Below are 22775 nucleotides of genomic sequence, written 5' to 3' on the forward strand. Positions count from 1 at the left end.
ACCTTGTGGAGACCACGCCGAGCATGCGCGGCAGACGGCCGCCGTCGGCGCGAGCCGAACCCAAGGATTGAGCTTGCGTCCGGCGCTGGACGTGTCGTCAGGGTGTTCAGACGAACAGCGTCACCGGAGCTCCCGGGTCTAACGGCTCTGGCGCAACTCGTCCTCGGTAAGGAGAATTCCGCGGTCTGCCAGAGTTCGCGGCGTGCGTTCACGGACCTTGTCGAGCGGCAGGTCGTTGGAGAACGGACGCCACGGATCGCTGAGAAAGAGATACGGCCGACGAGTCCACCGGGGTGACTTGAGGCTGCGGGATTCGAACCCATGAGCAACAACCGCTGCCAGCAACGCTGACCAGCGGGGGTTGAACGACATGTAGGGTGCCGCATCCCAAGCAGACACAGCTGGAGACCCGCCCCCGAGCGCGGATCGCAGATCGTTGCTGCACCGAAGGACCTCAGCCAGTGCCTGCCGCGGACGGTTGTGGTGCAGGCAATGGACGACGTTGGAACTGGCGCTCGGCGGTGGGGACCAGCCAGCCTTGTGTGCCTGCTCGATCCCGTCCGCGATCCGCATGGCCCGAAGCAGGTCGGCGGCCGACATGGCTGCAGAACGCGACCTGTAGGCGGCCAATACGTTGGCCGAATGCCCCAGGGACACGGCGAAATGCCGTGGCGGCATCCCTGCACGTGCAGCAGCCCGGTCGAACTCGTCGAGCACGGCGAGAACTTCGCCGTCATCGTCGAGCAGGTCTGCGACGAGGGAGTCTGCTGCCGCGGCAGCCGCGCTGGGCACATCGTCGACCGACGGAACGGGGAGCTGTCCGTTCCGGTTCGGCGTCGGCAACTGCGGAACACCCAGAGCGAACTGGAGCAGACGGTTCACAAACTCGGACTGGCCCATGCCGGCACGAGACGCCTCTTCGATGACAGCGTTCTTGAGAGGTTCGGAGGTGCGCGCAGAAATGCCTAGGCGATCGCCCTTGCTGTCACGACCTGCTGACCTCTTCGCAATTCGTGGTTCGACCATGAGGCAGATCATTGCGGTTCCGAATCGGAATTTCATCATTAGACGCGCCGGAATTTGACGGGTGATTCGGAAATGATGCGCGGAGGACGTTTTGCCGACGTGGACGGTTGAATAGCCCAGATTTCTGCTGAGACAGAACGGCGCGGATCTTCCCGTGAACACCGAGCCGGGGGTCTGCAGGGCCGGCGCAACTTCTCGTTCGATCGAGCCGGGTGCCAATTCGGAAATCCGAGAAACGAAAACCGAGAATCCTAGAATCCGAGAAAGAAATGCGGGGGATCGCACACAGAAGGTCCTTGAGCAATGCGCCGGCGCTCTCTAGGACTGCCGAAGGACCTAGAAGAGGCTTACGAAGGAGCGGTGACGACCCCGAAGGCGGGCCGGAGCTCCGACCGGCTTCCGACTGGCTCGGGCTGGTTGACGGCGGAGATTGCAACGCCACGGTGACCGGTGCAGGACTGGCACGGAACCGCTACGGGCTGCGAGTCTGGGGAATCTGGCCTGCCGTCAGGGCTGCTTACGTCCGAGAGCCTCGGCCGAGGGCCGGCTGTCTTCCCAGTAGACGACTCCTGCGGCATGGGTGCCCACCCAGGGCCATTGCAGGGCTATTGCAGGGCTATTGCAGGGCTATTGCAGGGCTATTGCAGGGCTATTGCCGGGCCAACGACACCACCAGTTATCAAGTTGGGCCCGCGAACCTGTGACGTGAGGGTACGGCCCCCCTGGCTCGCCTCGCACCGATCAGTGCCACTCATTGGGACCGCTCAGCACGATGATCAGACGGAGAAGTTGAGCGTCCAGAGGATTGCAAGCGTGAAGCACGATGCCTTCGATGTTCCATGTGACAGCAGGGAGACCGGAGCATTCGGCGGTCTCCAGCATGTAGGCCACGATCGAGCCGCATTCAAGGGCCAGTGCGAAGTTGGCGACCTCGATGCGCAGATTCCCGACCGTGCTAACAACAGCGTTGGTGATTGCGCTGCGAATGGCTGGACCGATCGCATCTCCGCGCTTGTCGGGCCGCAGTTGGCCACCCACGACCTTCCAGGACGTTGCGTCTCGCCAGAGATCGAAGCGACGGGCGTCGCGCGGCGGCGCGATGAGGATGCGGTCGTCGGTTCTGCGCGGCATAGGAAGTGATATTGCGGCCTTTGCGCCGGGCCGTCACCGATGCATGCAGGTGCGCATCGCAAGTGACCGGGAAAGGCAACAGGAAAGCAGAAACGGGGCCGGTTCCTGCGATCCCATTGATTGAGTCTCGTTGAAGTGCGAACGTCGCCCTTGGGGCTCGACCGGTAACGTGCGCGGAGGTTCGAATGAGTTCGTTTCAACAACCAGAAGTCAGCGCCTCGCGAAGCACGCGGGTCAGATGGACAACCGACCCGGCACCGTTCCTTGAGGCACGCACCGACGAGGATCACCAGGCCGCCGACAGCATGCTCAGATTCGCGCGTCACTTGCCGCTTGTTGAACAGATTCGAGCGACGACCAGCGATCGGTCAGGGCAAGGGTCTGGGCGGAGGGCCGGAATCCACGTTCAGGCCGAGCCCGACTGGGACGGTACCCCTGGCTCCATTCACTGGGTGCCGATGGTGCACCGAGAGACGGCAGAGTTCGCGGCTAGATTCAATCCGGACCGCGCAGAACTTGACGCTGCGGCACGGTATGCGATCGTGCGCCTGCACCGCGCCACGGATGATGGGACGTGCCGCATCTGCATGGTGGTTGAAGATGGCCGACCGATCCCGATCGCTTATCCGTGCATGACGTTGCGGACATTGACGTGGCCCTACGCCGATCATCCCGACTACGACAAGTCTTGGGAAGAGGACGATGCCGACTTCTTCGGAGGCCCGTCAGTGTGCTGATCGACCCGGAGAGGCTGCGCCTGCGTCAAGCGTGGTCGAAGCGGACCCTTCCTCAGACATCGAACGACTGTACGGGAGGACCGGACGCCGCCAGGGTTTCGTCGCATGCGGGGCACGGGATCCGCGGATCATGCGCTCGACGACGGATTCAGCGCCGTGCGGAGAGATTGGGAGGCTCATGTCGGAGACATGACTGGCGAGCCGCTAGTTCTTGTTCCGTCGAGGAAAGATTGGTTGCCAGACCGCTGAATCGCTGCCTGCCCACAGTGCCGTCAAGGTGGTGGTCGGTGTGTTGAACATCGACGTGAATAGCAGGGCGTGGCCGCCGTATCCGAGCGCTCGCTCGGCGCGCCATTCGTCGGTGCGAGCCTTGCCGTGGTGGTTGATGAGCGCGCGCATTCCTGCGTCTTTCAGGAATGCTTTGAAATCGGCGAAATTTTCGTCAGCGCCCAAGACCGAATCCAACGTTGGAATCTCCGACTGTGGGAGGTGGACATGGACGGTGCCATCGAGGGCCTGCTCGCTCAGGAAGTCCTCTAGCGCCGGCTTCCCATCAGTCAGGCCCGCGACGTACACGAACCCAAGTTGACGGCCACGTAGTAGTTCCTGCTGGACGGTACCTAGTTCGTCGCGGTCCTCGTCGAGGTCTTCGGTGCGTTCCAACCCTAGCCAGGTCTGGATGATGTCCTTGGTCTGGCTCCCCTTCCCGATGAAGTCGTCGATAAAGACGATCGGTCGCTCTTCCTGAAGGGCGTCTCGAAGGTCTCGAGCGTGCATGTCGTGGTCGCGCCCCGCGTCGAGTGCCAAGTTGGCGAAGATCGCTGAGGAGTCTTTCAACGAACCCAGTGCACACAGATTGGCGCCGGCGAAGGTCGGATGTGTCTCGAGGAGCCCCAACAGTGCTTCTCTGAGATCGAGGCGAGTGATCTGGCGAGTTCCTTCGAGCAGGCGAAGCGCCAACTCGATGAACTGCTCATTGTCGTTGTCGAACTGCTTGAGGAAGTTGCGTAGCCGGGCCGTTGCCGCACGCGTCGTATTGCCACGCACCTGATCGTCACCCATGACCGGCCCCACGTACCCGTCCAGCTTCTTGACCGCAGACGCGACTCTGGTGTCGAACGCGGCGTGCCCGAACGCCCTGGGATCTGGGCGAAGGTCAGTTGGAAGGTCGTCGTAGAAGCCGGCCTTCGTAAGATCCCGACGGATCTGGTCGAGTGCCTCTCTACTTTGCTTTGCGTACGGAAGCATCGACGCGGGCAGGTGGACAGCGTGGGTCGCCCGTAGTTCTGCTTCAGCGGCGAGGAACACGTACGGCGCCAACTCGGACGGACAGAAGACGTGTCCGAGGTCGTGGGTTGCGATGTAGGCGTCCGACCATCCGGCCGTCTCAGGAGCGTCGTCGTTGAAGCTGGTGAGACGACCGTCCTCGTCCACCAGGAAGGCATGATCCGTGTCCGTGCCGAGTGTCTTCGGTGCTGACTTGGGCGGGCTGAGCTGGATGTAGGAATCGAGGTGGGGCTCAAGATGATCGAAGGCGTCGTTCAGGTCGAGCGTGACGATGATCTGGCGCAACCGGTCAACGATGGCTGCCTTGATCCGGGATCGCGTGGTCGGATTGCCGAGATCCTGGAGGAACAACTTCAGACCGCTCGCGTGGTCCTCGTCATCCTTGAAGGTGTCGTTGGTCATTGTGCCCGCGATCGCAAAGCCTCGGACGAACAGTCGTCGGTGCCTCAGGCGTTCGGCGAGGTCGGCGATGGTGCCGACCATCGCCAACTCGTTCGAACTGAGTTGGTCTGCCTGCCGGTTGATGAACTGCAGGACGCTGGTCTCGGTGAGGTCGAGCAGCTGCTCGTCGCTGAGAAGCAGTGGAACAATCCCGGGACGGCAGTCCGTCAGATCTGCCAGTCGGCTGACGATCTCGAACACCATCGACTCCGCGGCACGAACTGCATGGTGTCGGTACACCTTGTCGAACATCAGCACGCGAGCTAGGGCCAGCTCCATGAGCGTGCTGCCGCCCGACCGGGCCAAGCCCATGATGATGTAGCCGTGAGGTCGGTTGGAAAGGCTCGTCTGGAGGGGAGCCGGCAACTGGTCCGGAACGGCTCTGGTCGCCCGAACTTTCTGGATCAGCCGAGTAACGTCCGAGACGATCGGCACACCACACATGGTTGCGTCGCGCGCCAGGTAGTCGAGCTTGTCGGCGTCGTAGGGGCCACTGATGATCTCGTGTGCCAGGACGATTTCGTCGTCGATCCGCGCTCCAATGATCAGTTTCTGCATCAGGGAAGCCTGATCATCTTTCGGGGGCAGGCCGAGCCGGGCTCGTGTTATGCGAAGGAGCTGACCAAAGGCAGGTGATCCCAACAGGTAGTAGGCTGCCATCTCTGAGAGTTGGCTGTCATGGGATGTGTCGGCCTGGGCGCCAAATGCCTGAATCAGGCTGCGACACTCCCGGTTGCCTTCCAGGGCGAACTCCGACACGTGGGACATCGCGCCGTGCCCGACGTCGTGGCAAAGCGCGGCGAGCCGCAGGGTCTCGAGAAGAGAGTCGTTGATGACTTTGCTCGACTCCGGGGAGACATTCACGATGCCACGCGCATTGAGGCTTGCCACGATCTGCTGAACTTCGTGCACCACGCCGAGACTGTGTTCGAGGCGTGTGTGCGTCGCTGCCATGTAGACAAGATGGACAACGCCCAACTGCCGGATCCGCCGCAGCCGCTGCAGCAGAGGCGAGTCGAGAATCGTCACCTCTAGTGGCGACAGTCGAATCGTGCCCCAGATCGGGTCGTTGAACTCCTTCGGCTCTCGTACAAGGTGACCAGCAGTCACGCGTTCGATGTAGGGCCGCAGGAGTTCCTCAGCGAATTGCTCCAACGCCTGGCGATGAGACTCCAAGGGCTCGACATTGTCCGAGCCAGACGAATCGGGCGACACGAAAAAGACATTAGCCTTCGAACGCGCCGCCGCTCGGCAATTCGCGGCTGAGCGCGACGCGCGAGGCTACGACTGCGGCGACCTGTCGCGTACGACTCGCCACTGTCCTTCGCCTGGTGTCGGGCAGCGCGGGGGCGGAATGACCGGTCTCCGGAAGCTGGCGGTCGCACTACAGACCTTCCTGGTCGGTGATCTCGGGCGAGGGTGCGACGTCAGGAAGCTGAGCTTGAGCCAGCACGTCGTCGATCGTCGCGTCCAGATGGTTCATGATGGCCGCGAATGTGAAGACCTCGGGTGACGCGGTGGCGCCTGATTCGATCTTCCGGATCGTTTCCGTGGACACGTCGGCAAGCCGTGCCAGTCGTTCTCGGCTCAATCCCCTCTGCTCGCGCAGCGTCCTGACGAGTGATCCGAGCCGCCGGGCGCGCGCCAAGCGCTCAGGGGAAGCGCTTTGCCGCGGCATGGACAATAACTATACTGGTAAAATGATTGTCATGGCGCCGGAGGTCCATTGACAAGCATCGAACAGATGTTCGACCATGGTCAACAGTTGCCGCATGCGGCCGATGTGACTAGTGGGGCCGTGGGGGCCAGAGGAGCCAAAGGAATCGCGCCGAAATCCGTGACTGGTGGGCGCTAGTGGAGGAGAGTGGCAGCCGTGGCGGAAGAGCTGACGGACGTGGACGAACTCACTGCCGACGACTTCATCCTCGGGCTGTTCGCGGCCCTGACCCGGCGGAACATTCCGACGGTCTCGATGCGCGAAGAGCACTTCTATGAAGCCATTGAGGCCAGTTTTCGACGGCTGGAGGAGTTGCAGTCCAGCGACCCCGGCATTGCAGAACTGACCTTCCGCGTCAAGCTTGACCCTCTCTACGGAGACAGCGCCGTCGTGCGCAACGCGGTCAATGCTGTCGTGCAGCGGACCTTCCTCAGCCTGGACAATCCGGAGTTCGTGACCATTCGCTCCAAGCTCAACGACCGGCAAGCCGAACGCACGCTCGAGCATCTGCCAGGCAAGCCGGAGTGGTACGTCGCCCTGGCGGACAAGTTTGTCGAGGTGCGGACCGCAGCCAAGAGCGCGTGACTGTCTTGCGCACGCTGTCCGCGGCGTGACAGTGGAACAGCCCTTTCCATCGGATCGGATGAGGGTGAGTTAAGCCTGCGAGCCCGGGCGCCACCGGTCGGGAGCTCAACCATTTCGTCTCTGCCAGCGAAACCAACGCTCGGCCGATGACAACTCGTACGTCCTCGAGTGGTCTCCAAGAAAATCCTGTGGGTCTTCCGCCGTCGACAGGGTTTGGCACGCATCCAGTCCGAATCTGGTCAACGTCGCAGCGAGCCGGGCGAAAACACCGCCTCTACGTCATCGGTGACCGTGATGCGTGGAAGACGCACCTACTTTCGTCAGCTGTCTGAACATCTCCAGTGGCGGGCGAGCAGTTCGACTAGCCTCCTGCAGAGCCTGGCATCAAGCCGGGACCCCGGGGCGGCGGCCATCGTCAGTCATCGTTGGTGGGCGGGCGCCACGACCGCCCTCGCCGAGGGATGTTGTCTGCGCGGAGGACAGTCATCAGCGTCGTGTGCGTGACGTCGTGCCCGGCCAAAACCTGCCTGACTGTCATCGACGTATCGAGGTACGACGCGATGAGGGACTGGCGTTGGTGGGGCGACAGTCTCGATGCTGCGGCAACTCGAGCCTTTCGACCGATTGCGTCGCGCGCCTGGCCGGCCGCCTCGGATGGGTGGGCGAGGTCAAGTTCGAAGCCGGCCTCGCTCCACATGTCTGCTCTCGCAATGTAGCGGTCGAACCTTGTTGGCCAGCGGATGCCGGCTTCATCACGACGGCAGTCGGGGTTGAGGCACACGTGGCCAACCGGTAGCCCGATGATCATCGATGCTCTGGCCGCGCCACCGCACGCATGGCAGGGCGCGGGCCGCGGCCGCGCATTCGGCGCTTCTGCCATCGCCCAAGCGCCGCTTGCAAACCGCCCGTTGGCATGGAGCACCTTGCGCGCCAATGCCACGAGAGATTTGTCCGCCTTGGCCACTTCAACGGGTGCGCCCGTGGCTTCGGCGATGAGCAGGTAAGTGACGCCTTTGCCGCCGCGACTGGGATTGACCCACGTCCGGGAACCGGTAGTCAGGTAGTACGTCCGAATGCGATCGGCCAGCAGGTCAAGCTCAACGAAGTCTGCAAGGAGTTCGGGATCGCGGTACAGATCCGTCAAGGACGGCGCCTCTGCGGGATCCTCGCCGGGTGCCAGTTCGGGGAAGAGGGCAGCCATGCCGAGCCGAAGAAGCGCAGCATCCTCGCAGGCGACAATCGATGCGCGGTTCCCTGAGGGCCCGCCGAAGGCCCGGAGTGCATCCGTTGGAGACATCCCCACCCAGCCCGGATCTCCTGAAGCTGGAGGGCTTCCTGCGCGCAGGAGAGAAATCGCTTTGAGGCGACGAGCCGGCAGCTTGGTGACGTACCCGGAGACGTAGTGACCGGAGAACGGAACACTGTGCGGCCCTTTCGATGTGGCGAACACCAAGTCGCCGGTGAAGTGGAACGCTGTTCCTGAACCGTGACGCTCGGCGACGGGTTCGGCCGCGAACGCGAGGTTTCGGACGGCATCACGCAAGACAGTCCGACACCCGCTCGAAGCCGGGTTGCGCAGGCTTGCCACCAACGCCTGCATGGCGGGTGCTGTCACGCCCGGCGAGGCAACCATGGCGGCGGCGACCTCTCGATGCAGTCGTTGCCTCTTGAGGTCGAGTTCCTGCAGACGGTCTTGCTCGCCTCCCCAGTCTGCGTAGGCCCGGTGCCGAAGGCTCTCTGGCATGACCGGAAGGCCGTTCGCGTCAACCTCGAGGATCAACGTGAGCTGTGCTTCCTGTCGTCGACGGCCTGCAGCCAGTTCCGCCTCAACGCGATCACGCTCTGAGACCAACAGCGCTGTCGAGTGAGACTGATTCGCCTGATTCAGGAACGGCCTCAAGGGTTTCCCGTTGTGGGCGATCAGAGCTTCGATGAGCGCCGCCGTCAGCACATTGTCGGCCACGTAGCGATGGCCGCTCGGTGGGCGTCGATGAGCGGAACGAGCGTCGGTGTCGGTGCCTTCGGGCCGGTGGCCGCCGGTCAGACTTCGCCCCGGGCGGGCGTAGGACAGGATCCACGAGAACTCGCCGTCCCTGGCCGGATTGACATCCGGCTCAAGGTGGACAGGCTCCCCGTTCACCGACGCTTCGAGGCCCGACCATGACCATGAGGCGTGCGACCGAAGTGCCGGACGGTTTCGCAGAAAGGACCTGATCCGTTCGAAATCCTCCGGGCGTGCCCACGCACCTGATGCTGGGAAGATGTTGTTGATGACCAGTGGTTCGTCGTCGCTCGTGCGGACCTTTCGAACGATCCGACCTGTCTCGTACAGGTCAAGGTTCTGTTCGATGGCCCGGAACCATCGCCTCGGCCAATGTTGGTTCACTGGTTTGGTTGGGCCACCCCAGTACGCGGACGGGCCTTGGCTGCGCTCTCGGCGGAGTCCGTCAGTGCTCCAACGTCGAGCGAGGAGCTCGGGGAAGAGAGCGTGTTCGTCACGGCCGTCGACGCCGAAGTTGGCGAGGATCCACTGGAGAGTCGCGGCCTGGTCGACCAGTTGGCCGTCCTGGTCACGCACGTCCGGTACGCCGGAAAGGCTGTCATGGAGTGCAGGGTGGAATACGGGCGAGTCGATGGCCAGGTAGGACCGTCCCGTAATCCGGTCGCGATAGCGGATCAGACCTGGGGGGCAACCGCCTCCGAGCGAGTAGCGGACGCGGCCATCGATCATGCGGTCGTGTGTCTCGCGGCGAATCCCGGCGACGGCCTTGCGACGCATCGCGAGGCCCTCGGCTCTACCGCCGATGCCCTTGATCGTTGCAATCACCTCGGCCATCTCACCGAGATCCCAACGGCCCTGTTCGCCATCGCCGCTCCACGAGATCCCCAGACGACGCTCGAGATCGCGAAGCTCATGAACGACCAACATGGACGTCGATCGTGACAGTCGGTCGAATCGCTTGACGAAGACGCCAGCCAGGTCGATCGTCGACGAGCGGAGGATCTGCTGAATCAACGTCACGTGTGGCTGCTGATGATCAGTCGTCAGCTTCAGCGCAGATCCGGAGGAAAGGCAAAGCAGGACGCCGTGCTCAGTCAGGTCGATCAGGCAGGTGCGCATCGAGAAGGCTGTGCCGTCTGGCTCGGTGAATCGCTGCACGTTCGGCGAGGAGAAGAGCCAGTCCGCCATGATGTCGCGTGAAGGCAGGGTTCGTGTCAGGTCGAAGCCCGTCAAGCGAGCCAGGTCGACTACGGCATCGTGGGCGTCGGCCGCTGCTGCTTCGCTGCCCTTGCGTGTGCGTGCGTCGCTGTTACGAGCGGCGATCAGGAGGGGACGCTTCCGGCTGACGACGAGGTCGTGCAAGTCGCCATCGAAGCCAGCACGCCACGTCGGAGCCGGAAGGTGACGCGGTCGTTGAGAACCGAGCCACAGGCGTGCTTCGTGGACGTCAGCCGGCCCCGTCTGTGCCCCGCCGGCAGGGTTCGTTGGGCTGACGCTCATCATGACAGTAGACATGCGGAGACCACGACAGGATCGGAGTCGTAGGGGATCGGGTTCGATTCTGTGTGCAAGGCCCGCTCCAGTGTCATAAGTGCTTGCGCGCTTCCAACCCGTGCCACATTCGAGTGGCTGAGCACGTGAACCCGATCGCGAGAGCACGTCGTGTTGGTCTGCTCATGAGCATGCAGACGTCCCTCTCGGCGAGGGCCTGCCTATTGGATCCCACCAGTGCGTGTTGAGGACCGGCCGTGTTTGGGATCCAGATTCGTCGCTGGGCGCTGCTGGTCTGATGAAATCTGTGATCGACGCCCAGGCTCCACCGATCGGTGCTCGTGCGCCCAGTTGATCCGGTTCAGCGGCGCGTATTTGCTGTAGTCGGTGGTCACTACGGGTGGCTACGCATCCAGAGCCGGCTTGCCGTCGCCCAGCTATACGGCGCGCCCAGATGGCCCTCGGCCTGACGAAACAGGCTGCCCACAACCGGCTCGGCAACCGTTCTTTACGCGCCGAGTATTCGGCAGACCTGTGCACGAACGGCTGACCAATCGCGTCACGCGAATGCGGGACCTTGGATGTTCGCCTGGTAGCCCGGCTCTTGGGAGGTGTAATGCCTGCGGTTCGGGTGCGTCCTTGTTGTATGACTGACTTCGTCGTCGTGCATGAGCTCGAGGACATCGGACCCGTCGTCGGCACGCCCGTCCCTTGGCTGGACCGTGGCGATGTCTGAGGTGTCGGGCGTGTCGGGTGAGGACGATCTGGAGTCCGCTGGGCGGTTGCTGCGCTGGTCGGCGTACCGGCCGGGTGGTTGGGCTTACTCGGCACTAAGGGTGTCAAGGACGCTCGGACTGTGCCCGGCTTACCTTCAACTGCGGCGTGTTGTGGAGGATCACAGCTTGCTGGACGAGCTGGTCTTGGCGAGTGCCCTTGGCTTGACCTCGGAGCGGAGTGAAGCGGCGATCGCGAGCCCCAGGCTCAATGCCGAGCGTCGACGCGCACTCGTACGGGTGCATCGACGGATTCGACGCGTGATCGAGAGCGGGGACAACTCGGAGCTGGCTCGTCGGACGTTGGGGCGACTTGCAGACACAGCAGCCACGATGTGGCTCGCCTGACTCGTCCGGTCACAATCCGCGGGCCACGCCTCACTTCAGTCAGAAAGGGTACGGAATACCATTCTTACCCCGCCCGCCCGTGGCGATGGTCGCCCGCCCAGCCGTGGTGATGGTCCTAAGGGCTATCTGGGTGCATGTCCGGAGTTCATCCGTCAATCAGGTCACCGGCACTTGTCACGCCGTCGTCCAGTGCCCTCACCCTCAGATCGGGACCACCCAGCGGCACGTCCTCGCACATCATGACCTTCCACTCTTCGGGAATCGGCCGAGAATGGCCGGACGCGCGAGACTTGCCGCGATGGGAAGCGGGCCGCGTGTGGATGCCTACACTCGAAACGCCCCGTGATGCTGCGGTTGTGGACCGAGGTTCCCGCATCGTCGTTGCCGCCCTTCTGAGCGGTGCCTGCTCATGGCCCCGCCAAGTCGGACCTTTCACGTGCACCTTGTTTCGAGAGACGGCGAACGTCGCCGGGACCTTACTCCTCAAATTGAGGCACTTACTCGGCGTCAGAATCCGGGCGGCGTGTCCGGTTTCTCTGGTCGCAGCCGTTCGTCAGGGAGGTGTCTTCATCGACAAGTACTACCTCGAGCTGCGGCTCGGCGAGCAAGTCGTCCATCAACTCAAGCGGTCCGGCGACAATCGTCGAGTCCAAGTCGATGTCGGAGGCGACGAACCATCTGCGATCCTCGGGCCACCACAAGTTAGGGGATTGGACGAGACCGGCGGATCGCATGCGGTTCGCGAATTGAACCTGCTCGGCCGCACTAACCCGAGCCGGTCCATCGGTCAGGCTCGTCAGGGTCAGGTTTCCGGCCTCGGCGGCTTCCTCACGCCCGAGGTTCTCGAAGTCGGACGAGAGGTCCGCCACCGCGGCGACAGCTCCCTCGAACAGCCAGTAGTCGCGTCCGGGAAGGTGAAACGTCGGCATCTGGTGCCACGACGCGGGCCGTCGGCCATGGCCGGTCCACAGCGCGAACCACCCTTGGTCACCAGTCTGGGTGTGTCGGAGGACGACATCACGGACAAGTGGCAACGTGATCGGATCCAGGGTGCCAAGCAAGGGCTGGGAGAAATCGCAGGGCGCACCAGGCCTCAGCCGTGCCACCATGTTGAACTCGGCCTGCGGATGGACCGTTGTGCCGCGGAGCCGTGCAACTGCACTCCAGGAGGTCGGATCTCCGGGCTCGGGCAGGCCCTGGTCCGGACGATGCAGCACACGGGCGAAACCTGCATATCGATCAGCAGGCACGAGATTGCGGACGATGGCTCCGAAGTCCCGCATCTCATCGACCACCCAAGCGGCCTCCCGGGTGCGCGACACCGGCATCCGTTCCGGCCGAGGTGACGTGGAACGTGTCGTCATCCTGACCATCCCCTCACGCGATGACCTACACGACGACTTGCGGTGCGGCCACCCATCATCCACGCGAAGTGTCAATCCCGCCGCGAGTCCTCGAGCTGCTCGTCTCCGAGCACCTGACCAGACCCGGACCAGTCTCGATCCTCGCCCATGCCCTCCAACACGAACTATCGAAGATCGAGCGCCTCTCCACCAAGTTCTGTCTGACCTTCTGGCAAGCCGTGCGAAAGTCGCCGGGATGGTTGACCTTCTGACTTGTGCGATCGCGGTGGCTGACCTTGTGCCGACCCCGCACGGCATCCCGGGACTCGACGAACGGGCGGGCCGAAGGTCTCGGTCGGGGCACGTGCTTGAAGCCAGGCGACCAGCGGCTCGACTGTCGCCGGTGCTCTAATCGGACAGGGCGCAGCGGAGTCCGAGGCTGCGGCCGCGCCGTTGAAGTCGCCGACCCGACAACGACGGTCGACGTTCTGATCGCCCGTCGCACAGCTCGGGCACGAGCGAACAACCGGTGGCGGAGTGCTGAGCGTCAGCGCTGCCGGTTCGCTGGCTACGAGATGCCAGCCGGCGCGCTCTAGGTGTTCTTGAGCGACGGACTGCGTTGCTGATTCCCAGCGCCATCGACAACGGATTCTGAACGGTGCATGCGGAATCTGGCAGGACTTGAGGCAAGGCGCGTAATGCTGCTGCTGTTCCTGCCGTCCGGTAGATGACGGCTCGGGGCCATTGGAACCTCCGCGCGCTGCTTGGGCCGTCCTGGCTCGGGAGGCGTGAGTGGTCGTTCGGTGGCAAGATGTGGCGGTACAGCGATCGAGGCGACGGTGGCGCGCATCATTGGCCGGCCTCGCCCTTCTTGTTGCATGCGTTGTCGAGTGGGGATCGGCCTCGCCAAGCCAGTCACTGGCTCCAACAACAGCCATGGCAGCCGCAGCGCCATCGTCCGGTGCTGGCTTGGCGCCCCAGGCGTTGGAGGGATCGAACAACCAGACGGCTGGTCCGTCGATGTCGGGCCAGGTGTTCTGGGCCTACGTCGAGGATGGCGGCTCGTTGGACTTGACGGTGGCGTTCCGCAACCGGGTCGACGGGGGTTCGGCGACGACAGCGACGATCCGGGCCGTGTCCCCGTCCGGGCTCACCTTCGACCACACAGTGTCCATCGCGCCCAACGACCCGATGCCGGCACTTCACATCGTGGGGCTCACCGACGCTCAGGCAGGGGTCTGGCAGGTCGCGTTCGACGACGGTGTGCCGTCTGGAGACCACGATGCGGGTATCGCTACGTGGGGCATCACGCCGAGGACAGCTGGCGGGGTGGCGCATAAGGGGCGGGTGTTCACCGAGGAGTACACGCAGACCGTCCAGGCCACCCGGCCTGTTGACCCGAGCGACACCTGGGACCGCACCTGGAGCGAGACCCTCTACTTCCTCAACCGCCACGGCGTGACCTATCAAGGCGTGCTCCGGCGCTACAACCCGATCCAGGGAGCGATCGCAGCCTCGCCGCGCGGCGTGCTGGCCGCCGACGGATCATCGCGGCACGCGTCGGCGTCGTTCCATGACGCCACGGCGTCAGTCGACTCGACGCGGTACCGAATCTTCTTCGAGCCCCCCGACGTGGCGATGCCCGATGAGGCCACCTTCGCGGCCAGAGGTACACAGTGGTTGGGGCCGAACTACCGCGACCCGCTGATCAGCGACATCGTCCACACGCCGACAGCGACGACGGGCGACGGCGCGTGGGCCGGCACGGTCGCATGGAACCTGAACGGCGCATCCGGACCGGTTCGGGTGCGGATCGACACCGACGGCGACGGTTCCTTCGACACCACGCTGGACCCTCCTGAGGGAGCCAGCCAGGTAGTGTGGGACGGCAGAAGCAGTACTGGCGCGCCGCTGCCCGCGTCGGCGGACGTCACCGTGCGGGTGGTGATGACCGAGGCTGCCGAGATCCACTTCACCCTCAGCGATGTCGAACGACTCGCTGGTGGGCTCGAGGTCACCGCCCTCTCGGGGCCGGAAGCCGGGTCGAAGCGCCTGTCGTGGAACGACAACCCGCTCGGCACCGACTGCGAGACCAATGTCGCTGGTGTTTCGGTCCCCTGCGCGGATGTACCCAGCCCTCGCGCCGCGACGAATGCCGACTCCTCGGGCGGTGTCCATGCCTGGAAGCAGGGCGGCAGCGGTCCGGGATCGGGGGGTTGGGGGGATGCCCGCAACATCGACAGCTGGACCACGACGTCGGTCAACGTCGCTGCGACCGCGGGACTGCCAGGTACCCGGTTCCGTGCCGTCGATGACGCTGTCACCACGACGTCGCTCAAGCCGGTCACCGTCGACGTGCTCGCCAACGACACCGGCGTCAGGGCGAGTACTGGTGCGACGGTCACCTTGCCGTCGATCGCTCTCCCGCCAGACGAGCCGGGCGTGGAGCCGACGACGGTTGCCGGCTGCGCGAGCGGGGACGGCGTGTGGAAGGTCAACCCCGACCAGACCGTCACGTTCACCCCGACCGAGTCCTTCCACGGGTCTGCGGTCTGCCGCTATGCGGTGAGCAACGCGGACGGTCAGAGCAGACAGGCGGTCATCGAGGTCACGGTCGACAACGTGCTCCGGTTGGCCGACGACCAAACCAGCACCACGTCGAACAAGCCGGTCGCCGTAGATGTGTTGGGCAACGATCGTGCGGTCGACGAGGGCGCCCGGCTCGCGAGGTTGGAGTACGACGCACGGCAAGGCACCTGGGAGATCCAGTCGGATCGCACGATCCTGTTCGTCCCGAATCCGAGGTTCCACGGCGTCGCGACGGCCGTCTACACCGTCGTCGAGTCCGACGGAACGACAGCAACTGCGACCATCACCGCTCACGTCTCCAATGTGGCGATCCCGGTGGCGGACCATGCCAGGACCGAGCCAGGCGAACCGGTCACGATCCAGGTGCTGAGGAACGACCGGACGGTCGGTCGCGGCGCGACCGTCACCGTCACCGGTGCCAACCCGAAGCAGGGTCAGTGGCAGGTGAACCCCGACAGAACTGTCACCTTCACCCCGGCGCCGGGGTTCCACGGCACCGCGAACGCGACCTACACCGTGACAGAGGCAGACGGCGCGACCGGCACTACGACCATCACCGTCAAGGTTCCCGACCGCTCGGCTTCGGTGACTGCTCCCGGTGACCGCAGAGGCGCCCTTCCGGCCCTGGGTGGCCCCGCCCCGCTGGCCGCGCTCGTCGGACTTCTCGCCATGGCCATTGGGGCACTGCTGATCGCCGGCAGCCGCCGACGTCGTCCCGCAGGAGGCCGCCACGCATTCACCACCAGCCCGATCACCTCGACCCGTGACGGGCGGCGCCGCCGATGAGGTCAACTCGCACGTACCGATGGACTGAGCGTGCCCGCGTTCCCAGTCTCACCTTGTGGCCGATCCCGGAGGTATCCCGACCATGACAACTGTGTCGCCCGTGTCAACAACCGCTCGAGAGGCATACCGCCGGGCCCTGGTCCTGGCCGTGGTCACCGCCTGCGTGCTGATGCTGGGGCTTCTGGACCCCATGCGTTCTGATGCGGCGGTCCCGACGGCGAGTATCCAGGGAGACCCACACCCGCAGCTCGCGGCAGGCGCGAGCCTGAACCTGGCTGCCACGCTGTCCGGCGATCCCACGTCGGTGGTGTGGAAAACCAGCGCCCCCGGGGTCGTCAAGGTCACCGGGAACCCGACGGGCGCCACGATCACTGCATTGAGCGAAGGGGTGGCAACCATCAGCGTGGAAGCCTCCACCGACGAGGGCACCGCGACAGCGGCCGTGACGGTCTCGGTAACCGATCCGGCGTTCGCCGTGATCCCGACCGCCTACATCAAGTCCGCCACGCCCAAGCTGCTCGATGCGGACGCCGCCGCACCCGCCGACGGCACCGCCGCGTCCGGCGTAGGTGTCGGGCTCCAGGCCATGTCGCGCAGCTACTTCTGGACGACCGGCGGCTACTGGGTGCCCCAGTCCGCAGTTCGCATCCCAGCAACCAAGATCACGGTGCGACCTGACACTGTCACGGTGAAGGCGAAGCGAACCACGACGCTGACGGCCACTGTTGAGCCCGAGCTCGCCAACGAACCCATCGAGTGGAGCAGCAGCAAGCCAGTCGTCGCTCGCGTCGACGGCGACGGCCGCACCGCCGTGGTTCGCGGCCGGCAGGCAGGCAAGACGAAGATCACCGTCACCGAATCAGGGCACCAGGCGACAGCGACGGTCACTGTGATCGCAACAGTGCGGGGGATCCCCAAGAGGAAGCCCGGCAAGATGAAGGCAAAGTTCTCGCCGGGGAACCTGATGTGGCAGCAGTTGCCGGACGGCACTCGCGGGTACTTCAGGTCGACCCCACCGGGCGGGCCCGGCGGTGAATTCGAGGATGACATTCGCGGGAGGCTTCCCCGATACAACTGGGACGACAAATGCGACGGAAAGAGCCAGTATTACACCCTCCAGGACTACCCGCGGCCACGACGTGACTGGCGGATGACCCGAGACTATGCCCGCATGTACTGCGGGAAAGCGATGCCGACATCTGCAAGGCCATTTACGGAGAGCGGATTCGGACTTCGGCATCTTCTTGTCAGGAAGACCACAGGGTCGAATGCCGGAAAAAGCCATGGGGATGAGTTCGCGCACTATGCGGTCTTCGAGGGCGTGTACTGGGACACGATGGCGCATTGGCTCATCGGAAAGACGATATCGAAACCTTGGGTGATCACAGATCAGAACTACTACAACCTGAAGAGGGCGTATCGATACTGTTACGAGGCGATCTACCGCTACAAGTTCCTAGGAAAGGACACTCAGGAGATGTCCGTGGTCGTACTTCTAGGGATGACTGGCGTGAGAATTATGACAGCCTTCACGCACGAACGTGACTATCAATACTGCGATGGGTATGCCCTGCCATGAATGACGCCGAACTGGCCTTCCCCGACGACGACCGTCTACCCAAGCCACTCAGGGAACTCTGGGACGAGTTATTGGCGGCCATCGAAGTCAAGGGAACGATCCTTGAGGTAACGAACCGTGGGTTCGTCTTCGTGGCGAAAAGGGAGCATCAGTCGCGCGAGTTCCTGTTCACGCCGCGGACTCTCCGAGATCTGTTCCTTGAGACTGATCAAGGACCGGAGAATCGCGTCATGCCTCAATGGTGGTTCTTAGCCAACTTTGACGAGTTTGTTGATTTCGCTGGCGAAGAACCGTATGAATCTCCCTATGTGATCGTCCAGGGGTTCGGTGAGTTCTTTCCTTCGCTGGACGGTATCCATCCCTACGAATACGACAAAGCGACTGCGAAGGCTCGCATCGAAGCTGAGTTGGCCGAGACTCGGGCACGGGTGGAGGCGATGCGCAAGGCCGCGCCGCTCTGGCGTCGGATCGCCCACCGCAAGCAGACCGGTTGGTTCGCGGCGAACGCGCCTGAGGAAGCACAACGGATCCGCGAAGCGAAAAGGTCCGCTCAGCAGGAGGAGGAGCAATGATTCGACCGATGCGCGTGAGGTTGGTGGCGCCGCTGATCGCGGGCATGCTGGTCTCGCTTCCCCTTGTCGGGACCGACGGCTCGGCTGCGTCGCGACCGCAGAGAGTTGACGCTCGGACTCAGGCGGCGTCTGAGCCTCCCGGTGATGCGCCTGCGAGTGTTCGTGCACGCGTTGTTCGGCGGCCCGGCAAGGCCAAGGTCCGACTGGCGTGGAGCGCGGTCGCGAGCGCGGACCATTACGCAGTGTGGAAGCGTCGTCCGGGTGCGAAGCGGTTCGTCAAGATGCCTCGCACTGTGGCCACGGCCAGAATGCTGGATGGGCGCACCAAGCCCGGCCGCCTGTATCGCTACCAGGTCCAGGCATGCGCACCGTCGGGCATGTGCGGTCCACTTTCGCAGGTCGTGTCGGTGAGGGTGGCCCGAAAGTCCGACAGGCGCCAGAACGCCGGCCGGATCACGTACTGGAAGCACCCGCAGGCCTATGGCCTGCTGGAGCAGATGCCACTCGACGCGGCCGCGCTGCCGGGCACCACGCCGAAGCGCGGCAAGGGAAAGCGACCTGTGTCGCCGTCGATCCGGTACGTCTCGACCAACCCGTCCGTCGCGTCTGTCGATATGAGCGGCAACGTGACGGCGTGGCAGGTCGGACAGGCGAGCATCAGGATGATCGCTCACAACGGCCTCGAGCGCCTGGCTCCCGTGCGCGTGGTCAACTACGCATACCCGACCCGCTTCGACGCCACCTCGATTGGGGGAGTCGGAGATGCCATCCAGGATTACTGGAATGCCGAAGGTGCCAGGATCAGTGCTCTGACGACCGCGATCCTCGAGGCGCGCGTTGCTAAGGGAGCGACGCTGGCGCTCAGCGACAACGGCGACCTCGTCGGCGGCGATGGCCTTCCTGCCGCCATCCAAGCTCAAGCGAAGGAACTGCTGGAGGACTATTCGCTCCCCGCGACGATCAAGATCGCCCCTGACGACCCGAGCGTGGGCTACACCCTGATGGATCCGGAAACCGGTGGCGAAGCTCGTCTTGTCTACTATTACTACTACTACGGCGCCGGAGTTCCCGCGCCGCATTGGGATGTAATCTGGGTTGGTTGATATCGAAATTGATTGACTTGGATTCTGATGTGACAACTCTCGGCTCGGGCGCTGTCGTCGGTCCTGACCGGGGCGGGTATTCCTCGACGACAACAGTTCCGAATCCTTGAACACCGGTGAACCGTTTCAGGTAGCAGCCGGCGATGGGCTCCTATCCCCGGCTGCTACAGGTCGACCTGACGACCGGGATGTCACAGCCTGGAGACCGTCGGGGGAGAGGCAGGAAGCTGAATGTCCACGAAGCCGCGCGTGCAAATTGAAGCCGATGGCGATCCTCGAGATCTCTGGTTCGAGGGGGTAGCGCCGTGGTTGCTTGATCTTCCTGAACCGATCGATTGCTGGGTGGCGGCCGACCCGGATGAGTGTCGAAATCCGTTGCCGGGAGGCATCGGGGACGTGGCCTCGGCGAATCAGATCACGTTTCTTGGTTTTAGCGTTGCTCAGTCCAACTTGTATTCACTGCTTGTCGACGCGCCCCAGACTAGGGTCTACGCCACGTGCTACGTCGATCCGGTCACCGGAGAGCGGCCGTGACCGCGCCCAGGCAAGCGCGCGTGGGTGTGGCCGGCCTGGTGTTGGTCACCGGCATGTTGGCTGTCGGCTGCGAAGACAGGAGTGCACCCGAACCCGACAATCCCACGACGTGGGGAGCGGTACTCGCCGATGGCTACGGGGACGCGGTGGTCGCGATCGGCCTGTACTCCAATCCCGACGACGACGAGCGGGTCACGTTCTACCTGGCCCTCGTCGGACCAGACGGCCGCGCACAGGTGATCAAGGGCGGTCAGGAAGGGTCAAGTCAGATCGCATCTGACCACGGAAGGCTATGCGTGCCGTCCGACGGCGACCTCTACACAATCGGCCAGCACTCTGGACACCGTGAGACGCGACCCCCGGGGCTACGGTTCTCCAGCCATTGGACCGGCGTCGCGGTCGATGGCACGTGCGTGTTCATCTCCAACGATGGGGGAGGAGAGAATGGCTACGAGACCAGTGTCTACACGACCCATGGCGGTAAGTGGCGACGCAGCGTTGTGCCCGACGTGCCCGACTCCGCGGGTTTGACCAAGGATGCCGTCTGGGTGACCAACAGCGCCACCAGCAGTAGCCTGAGCGATCAACACAGCACGATCTATCGCACTGACCTGGTCACCGGACAAACTGACGCTGCAATGACCTGGCCGCTGGACGACGGTGCGCCGCCGAACATCGACCTGTCGGAGGCTGTCATGGCACCCCTCGGCTCGGGAACTGTCGTCGGCCACGACGGGCACCTGTACTTCCTTGACGAAAACAGCTCCGAATCTCTGAAGACCGGCGAACCGATCGAGGTGGCTCCCGGCATGGGCTCCTACGCCCGCCTGGTCGAGCTCAACCCCGAAACCGGGACCCAGCAGTCGACCCTGCTCTACCCCTTCGCGGGTTTCTACGATCCCGCTTACACGACGACCGCATCGGGCGCGAGATTGGCGACGTGGCCCGGCTATGCGCACAAAGGCTCGATTTTTCGAGTTGATGACAAAGGCCAGATCACTGCGGTCGACCTGGACACCCACGAGGTCCGTGAGATCGGACCCGTCAGTCCAACGCTTCGCAAAGCACCCGAGTATCGCGTTGAGGCAGCCGGCCACGGCAAGCTGTTGACGTTCGCGATCCAACTCGAGACTGGCGAGGCCCTGATCGAGACCTACAACCTCGACACGGGGAAGCTGGTTTACACCCTGCCCGTCACCGGCCTCGAAGGTCTCTTCGCCCGCGGGGTGAGCTTCACCTCTGTCGCCCCACTGACCGGGTCATGGGAATGATGCGGCGCCTGCGACGGGTGCTTCGACTCGTGTCTGGGGCAGAAGTACGCCGCGCAGAACGACCAACCAAATCGGAAGGCATCCGCAGCGCCCGAGAGTTCGGTTGGTACGCGCACCGGCCCTCGGATGCGGGGTCCACGCCGATCAGCAGCGCTGGCCTTTCAGATCGGCATGCCGCCGATCACGGCAATGGCCCAAGTCCCGCGCGCGCACCACAAGCGCGACAAGGTCGTCGGCGCCTGTACGGCACCGTTCGAATGGTCACCGAGTACGGCTGGGACAGCTTGCCATTGGCGGATGACCTTGGAATGTTGCCCACCGACCCGGTCGTCACAGGATCGCTACTCGGTATCGAGGATGACGGACTTGTCGAGGAGCTGATCCGGTGGGCAGAAGTGTTCGACACCTACGAGTACTGGGACGACGTCGACGGCTACCTCGAGCGGGGGAGGGGTCTGTGCCGGAGGCTGCAGCAATCGGTCGCGGCCGGAGTTCGGGTCGAGCTTCATGCGTGACTTCGCCCAGCGAGCCATGTCGCCGCTGCATGGGATCTACGTCGACGGGTGGATGCTTTATTCCGGTGACTTGTCGATGCGTCAGCTGCGAGTCGGTGACTACGCTCGTATTGCCGTGAGATGCACCCCCGTTCGTGAGCAGCGGCCGGGCGCCGATCACCGGGTCCAGCCGGTTCTGCTGAAGCGTGGCGAATGGCGAGATTCGATCGTCGACCTCGGATTCCCAGCAATGGCGCACACGCCGGATGTAGGCGTCCAGGTTGGAGCGGCAATCCCAGGCGATTTCTGGCTCATGCCGCTGCTGGAGACAGATGTCGCTGACCTCGCGCACCCGACGTCCACGCTTCAGGAGTACGTGCCCGTGATGGTGCAGACCTGGCTGATCGAGGCCATCGCGGAGCAATATGCGGCTTACGGCAGAAGAGGGGATCAGTCTCCCAGACGCGAGACCGGTCTGAGGTGGAGCAGCACCTCTATTGGGTGCAGGCGCGTTTGGTCTCTGAGCCGCGCTGGCCTGAGACGCCCGACGGTTCAGCAGGAGGCGATTTCGACGATGCCTGACGAAGATGACCAGTACTGGTGGGAAGATCCCGACGAGCTCGGTGAGGTGAACGTCATCTGCCTGATGGCCGACGAGGATGTTGATTGTCCGCTGTGGTCCGGCGGGCTGCTGTTCAGCGACGCAAGCGAGTTCATCAGGTTCGGCGCACCGCCCGACTTGGCCCACGATCTGGCTGACTGGGCTGCGGACCGTCAAGTGAACGGAAGAACGCCCCGCATCGACGCCTGGGCCTTAGCGCTCGTCGAGCGCCTGGCTATTGCCTTTGACCATCGGTACAGATTCGTCTACAAGCCGTGAGCCGAGCCGTGGCGGCCTGATGACGGTGGAGCACTAATGAAACGAGATGTCGTAGCGGCCGCGGTGGCTGTCGTCGTCGCAGCCGT

17 protein-coding genes are annotated in these 22775 nt (G+C 63.8%); 11 read left to right on the forward strand and 6 right to left on the reverse strand.

Translation table 11 applies throughout. From position 1 onward, the window contains the following. Positions 1-138: 138 nt before the first annotated feature. Positions 139-1311 carry a hypothetical protein gene (locus BJ958_RS21195; RefSeq protein ID WP_179728827.1) on the reverse strand — a complete coding sequence of 391 codons (1173 nt, stop codon included), beginning with the start codon at positions 1309-1311 and terminating at the stop codon, positions 139-141. A 456-nt stretch (positions 1312-1767) separates the two neighbouring features. Further along, the gene (locus tag BJ958_RS21200) at positions 1768-2157 is read right to left on the reverse strand and encodes a hypothetical protein (protein ID WP_179728828.1); all 390 of its coding nucleotides are present in this window, start codon (positions 2155-2157) and stop codon (positions 1768-1770) included. A 185-nt stretch (positions 2158-2342) separates the two neighbouring features. Here BJ958_RS21200 and BJ958_RS21205 point away from each other — a divergent pair, with 185 nt between their 5' ends. Then, a complete protein-coding gene (locus tag BJ958_RS21205) occupies positions 2343-2894 on the forward strand; it encodes a DUF6221 family protein (RefSeq protein ID WP_179728829.1) in 552 nt (183 codons plus the stop codon). 204 nt (positions 2895-3098) lie between these two features. On the opposite strand, the gene BJ958_RS21210 is transcribed toward BJ958_RS21205, so the two are convergent. Both BJ958_RS21210 and BJ958_RS21215 read right to left on the reverse strand, forming a co-directional pair. Next, complete coding sequence (locus tag BJ958_RS21210) at positions 3099-5837, reverse strand: phosphoribosyltransferase-like protein (RefSeq protein ID WP_179728830.1); 2739 nt, start codon at positions 5835-5837, stop codon at positions 3099-3101. Positions 5838-6006: 169 nt separating this feature from the next. Then, entirely contained in the window at positions 6007-6300 is a 294-nt protein-coding gene (locus BJ958_RS21215; RefSeq protein WP_179728831.1) for a helix-turn-helix domain-containing protein, read from the reverse strand. A 195-nt stretch (positions 6301-6495) separates the two neighbouring features. Between BJ958_RS21215 and BJ958_RS21220 the strand changes: the two genes are divergently transcribed. Further along, positions 6496-6924 (forward strand): hypothetical protein, encoded by a 429-nt coding sequence (locus BJ958_RS21220; protein ID WP_179728832.1) that lies wholly within the window; start codon positions 6496-6498, stop codon positions 6922-6924. A gap of 415 nt (positions 6925-7339) precedes the next feature. On the opposite strand, the gene BJ958_RS21225 is transcribed toward BJ958_RS21220, so the two are convergent. After that, a complete protein-coding gene (locus tag BJ958_RS21225; RefSeq protein ID WP_179728833.1) occupies positions 7340-10288 on the reverse strand; it encodes a hypothetical protein in 2949 nt (982 codons plus the stop codon). Between the two features lie 1747 nt (positions 10289-12035). Next, on the reverse strand, positions 12036-12902 hold the full coding sequence (locus BJ958_RS21230) for a hypothetical protein (protein ID WP_179728834.1): 867 nt from the start codon (positions 12900-12902) through the stop codon (positions 12036-12038). 20 nt (positions 12903-12922) lie between these two features. On the opposite strand from BJ958_RS21230, the gene BJ958_RS21235 reads away from it, so the two are divergent. The 9 genes from BJ958_RS21235 (at position 12923) to BJ958_RS21275 (ending at position 22689) form a co-directional block, all read left to right on the forward strand. After that, the gene (locus BJ958_RS21235) at positions 12923-13153 is read left to right on the forward strand and encodes a hypothetical protein (protein WP_179728835.1); all 231 of its coding nucleotides are present in this window, start codon (positions 12923-12925) and stop codon (positions 13151-13153) included. A 697-nt stretch (positions 13154-13850) separates the two neighbouring features. After that, on the forward strand, positions 13851-16256 hold the full coding sequence (locus tag BJ958_RS21240; protein WP_179728836.1) for an Ig-like domain-containing protein: 2406 nt from the start codon (positions 13851-13853) through the stop codon (positions 16254-16256). 100 nt (positions 16257-16356) lie between these two features. Then, the gene (locus BJ958_RS21245; protein WP_179728837.1) at positions 16357-17835 is read left to right on the forward strand and encodes an Ig-like domain-containing protein; all 1479 of its coding nucleotides are present in this window, start codon (positions 16357-16359) and stop codon (positions 17833-17835) included. Continuing rightward, positions 17832-18407 (forward strand): hypothetical protein, encoded by a 576-nt coding sequence (locus tag BJ958_RS21250; protein WP_179728838.1) that lies wholly within the window; start codon positions 17832-17834, stop codon positions 18405-18407. Before BJ958_RS21245 ends, BJ958_RS21250 begins: the two co-directional genes overlap by 4 nt. Before the next feature lie 242 nt (positions 18408-18649). After that, on the forward strand, positions 18650-19510 hold the full coding sequence (locus BJ958_RS28160) for an Ig-like domain-containing protein (RefSeq protein WP_179728839.1): 861 nt from the start codon (positions 18650-18652) through the stop codon (positions 19508-19510). A 231-nt stretch (positions 19511-19741) separates the two neighbouring features. Next, entirely contained in the window at positions 19742-20044 is a 303-nt protein-coding gene (locus tag BJ958_RS21260; RefSeq protein WP_179728840.1) for a hypothetical protein, read from the forward strand. Next, entirely contained in the window at positions 20041-21315 is a 1275-nt protein-coding gene (locus tag BJ958_RS21265) for a hypothetical protein (protein ID WP_179728841.1), read from the forward strand. Before BJ958_RS21260 ends, BJ958_RS21265 begins: the two co-directional genes overlap by 4 nt. Positions 21316-21572: 257 nt before the next feature. Continuing rightward, positions 21573-21830, forward strand: a complete 258-nt coding sequence (locus BJ958_RS21270; RefSeq protein WP_179728842.1) for a hypothetical protein — start codon at positions 21573-21575, stop codon at positions 21828-21830. Beyond that, positions 21823-22689 (forward strand): hypothetical protein, encoded by an 867-nt coding sequence (locus BJ958_RS21275; RefSeq protein ID WP_179728843.1) that lies wholly within the window; start codon positions 21823-21825, stop codon positions 22687-22689. The genes BJ958_RS21270 and BJ958_RS21275 overlap by 8 nt, the downstream gene beginning before the upstream one ends. Positions 22690-22775 lie beyond the last annotated feature (86 nt).

Origin of the sequence: Nocardioides kongjuensis (assembly GCF_013409625.1) — a bacterium.
GTDB classification, from domain to species: domain Bacteria; phylum Actinomycetota; class Actinomycetes; order Propionibacteriales; family Nocardioidaceae; genus Nocardioides; species Nocardioides kongjuensis.

What these genes read in the sequence shown, in the direction of transcription:
- BJ958_RS21200 (WP_179728828.1), bottom strand. Translation starts at nt 2,157, where the DNA reads ATGCCGCGCAGAACCGACGACCGCATCCTCATCGCGCCGCCGCGCGAC.
- BJ958_RS21205 (WP_179728829.1), top strand. Translation starts at nt 2,343, where the DNA reads ATGAGTTCGTTTCAACAACCAGAAGTCAGCGCCTCGCGAAGCACGCGG.
- BJ958_RS21215 (WP_179728831.1), bottom strand. Translation starts at nt 6,300, where the DNA reads ATGCCGCGGCAAAGCGCTTCCCCTGAGCGCTTGGCGCGCGCCCGGCGG.
- BJ958_RS21230 (WP_179728834.1), bottom strand. Translation starts at nt 12,902, where the DNA reads ATGACGACACGTTCCACGTCACCTCGGCCGGAACGGATGCCGGTGTCG.
- BJ958_RS21235 (WP_179728835.1), top strand. Translation starts at nt 12,923, where the DNA reads ATGACCTACACGACGACTTGCGGTGCGGCCACCCATCATCCACGCGAA.
- BJ958_RS21250 (WP_179728838.1), top strand. Translation starts at nt 17,832, where the DNA reads ATGAATGACGCCGAACTGGCCTTCCCCGACGACGACCGTCTACCCAAG.
- BJ958_RS21260 (WP_179728840.1), top strand. Translation starts at nt 19,742, where the DNA reads ATGTCCACGAAGCCGCGCGTGCAAATTGAAGCCGATGGCGATCCTCGA.
- BJ958_RS21270 (WP_179728842.1), top strand. Translation starts at nt 21,573, where the DNA reads ATGGTCACCGAGTACGGCTGGGACAGCTTGCCATTGGCGGATGACCTT.
- BJ958_RS21275 (WP_179728843.1), top strand. Translation starts at nt 21,823, where the DNA reads ATGCGTGACTTCGCCCAGCGAGCCATGTCGCCGCTGCATGGGATCTAC.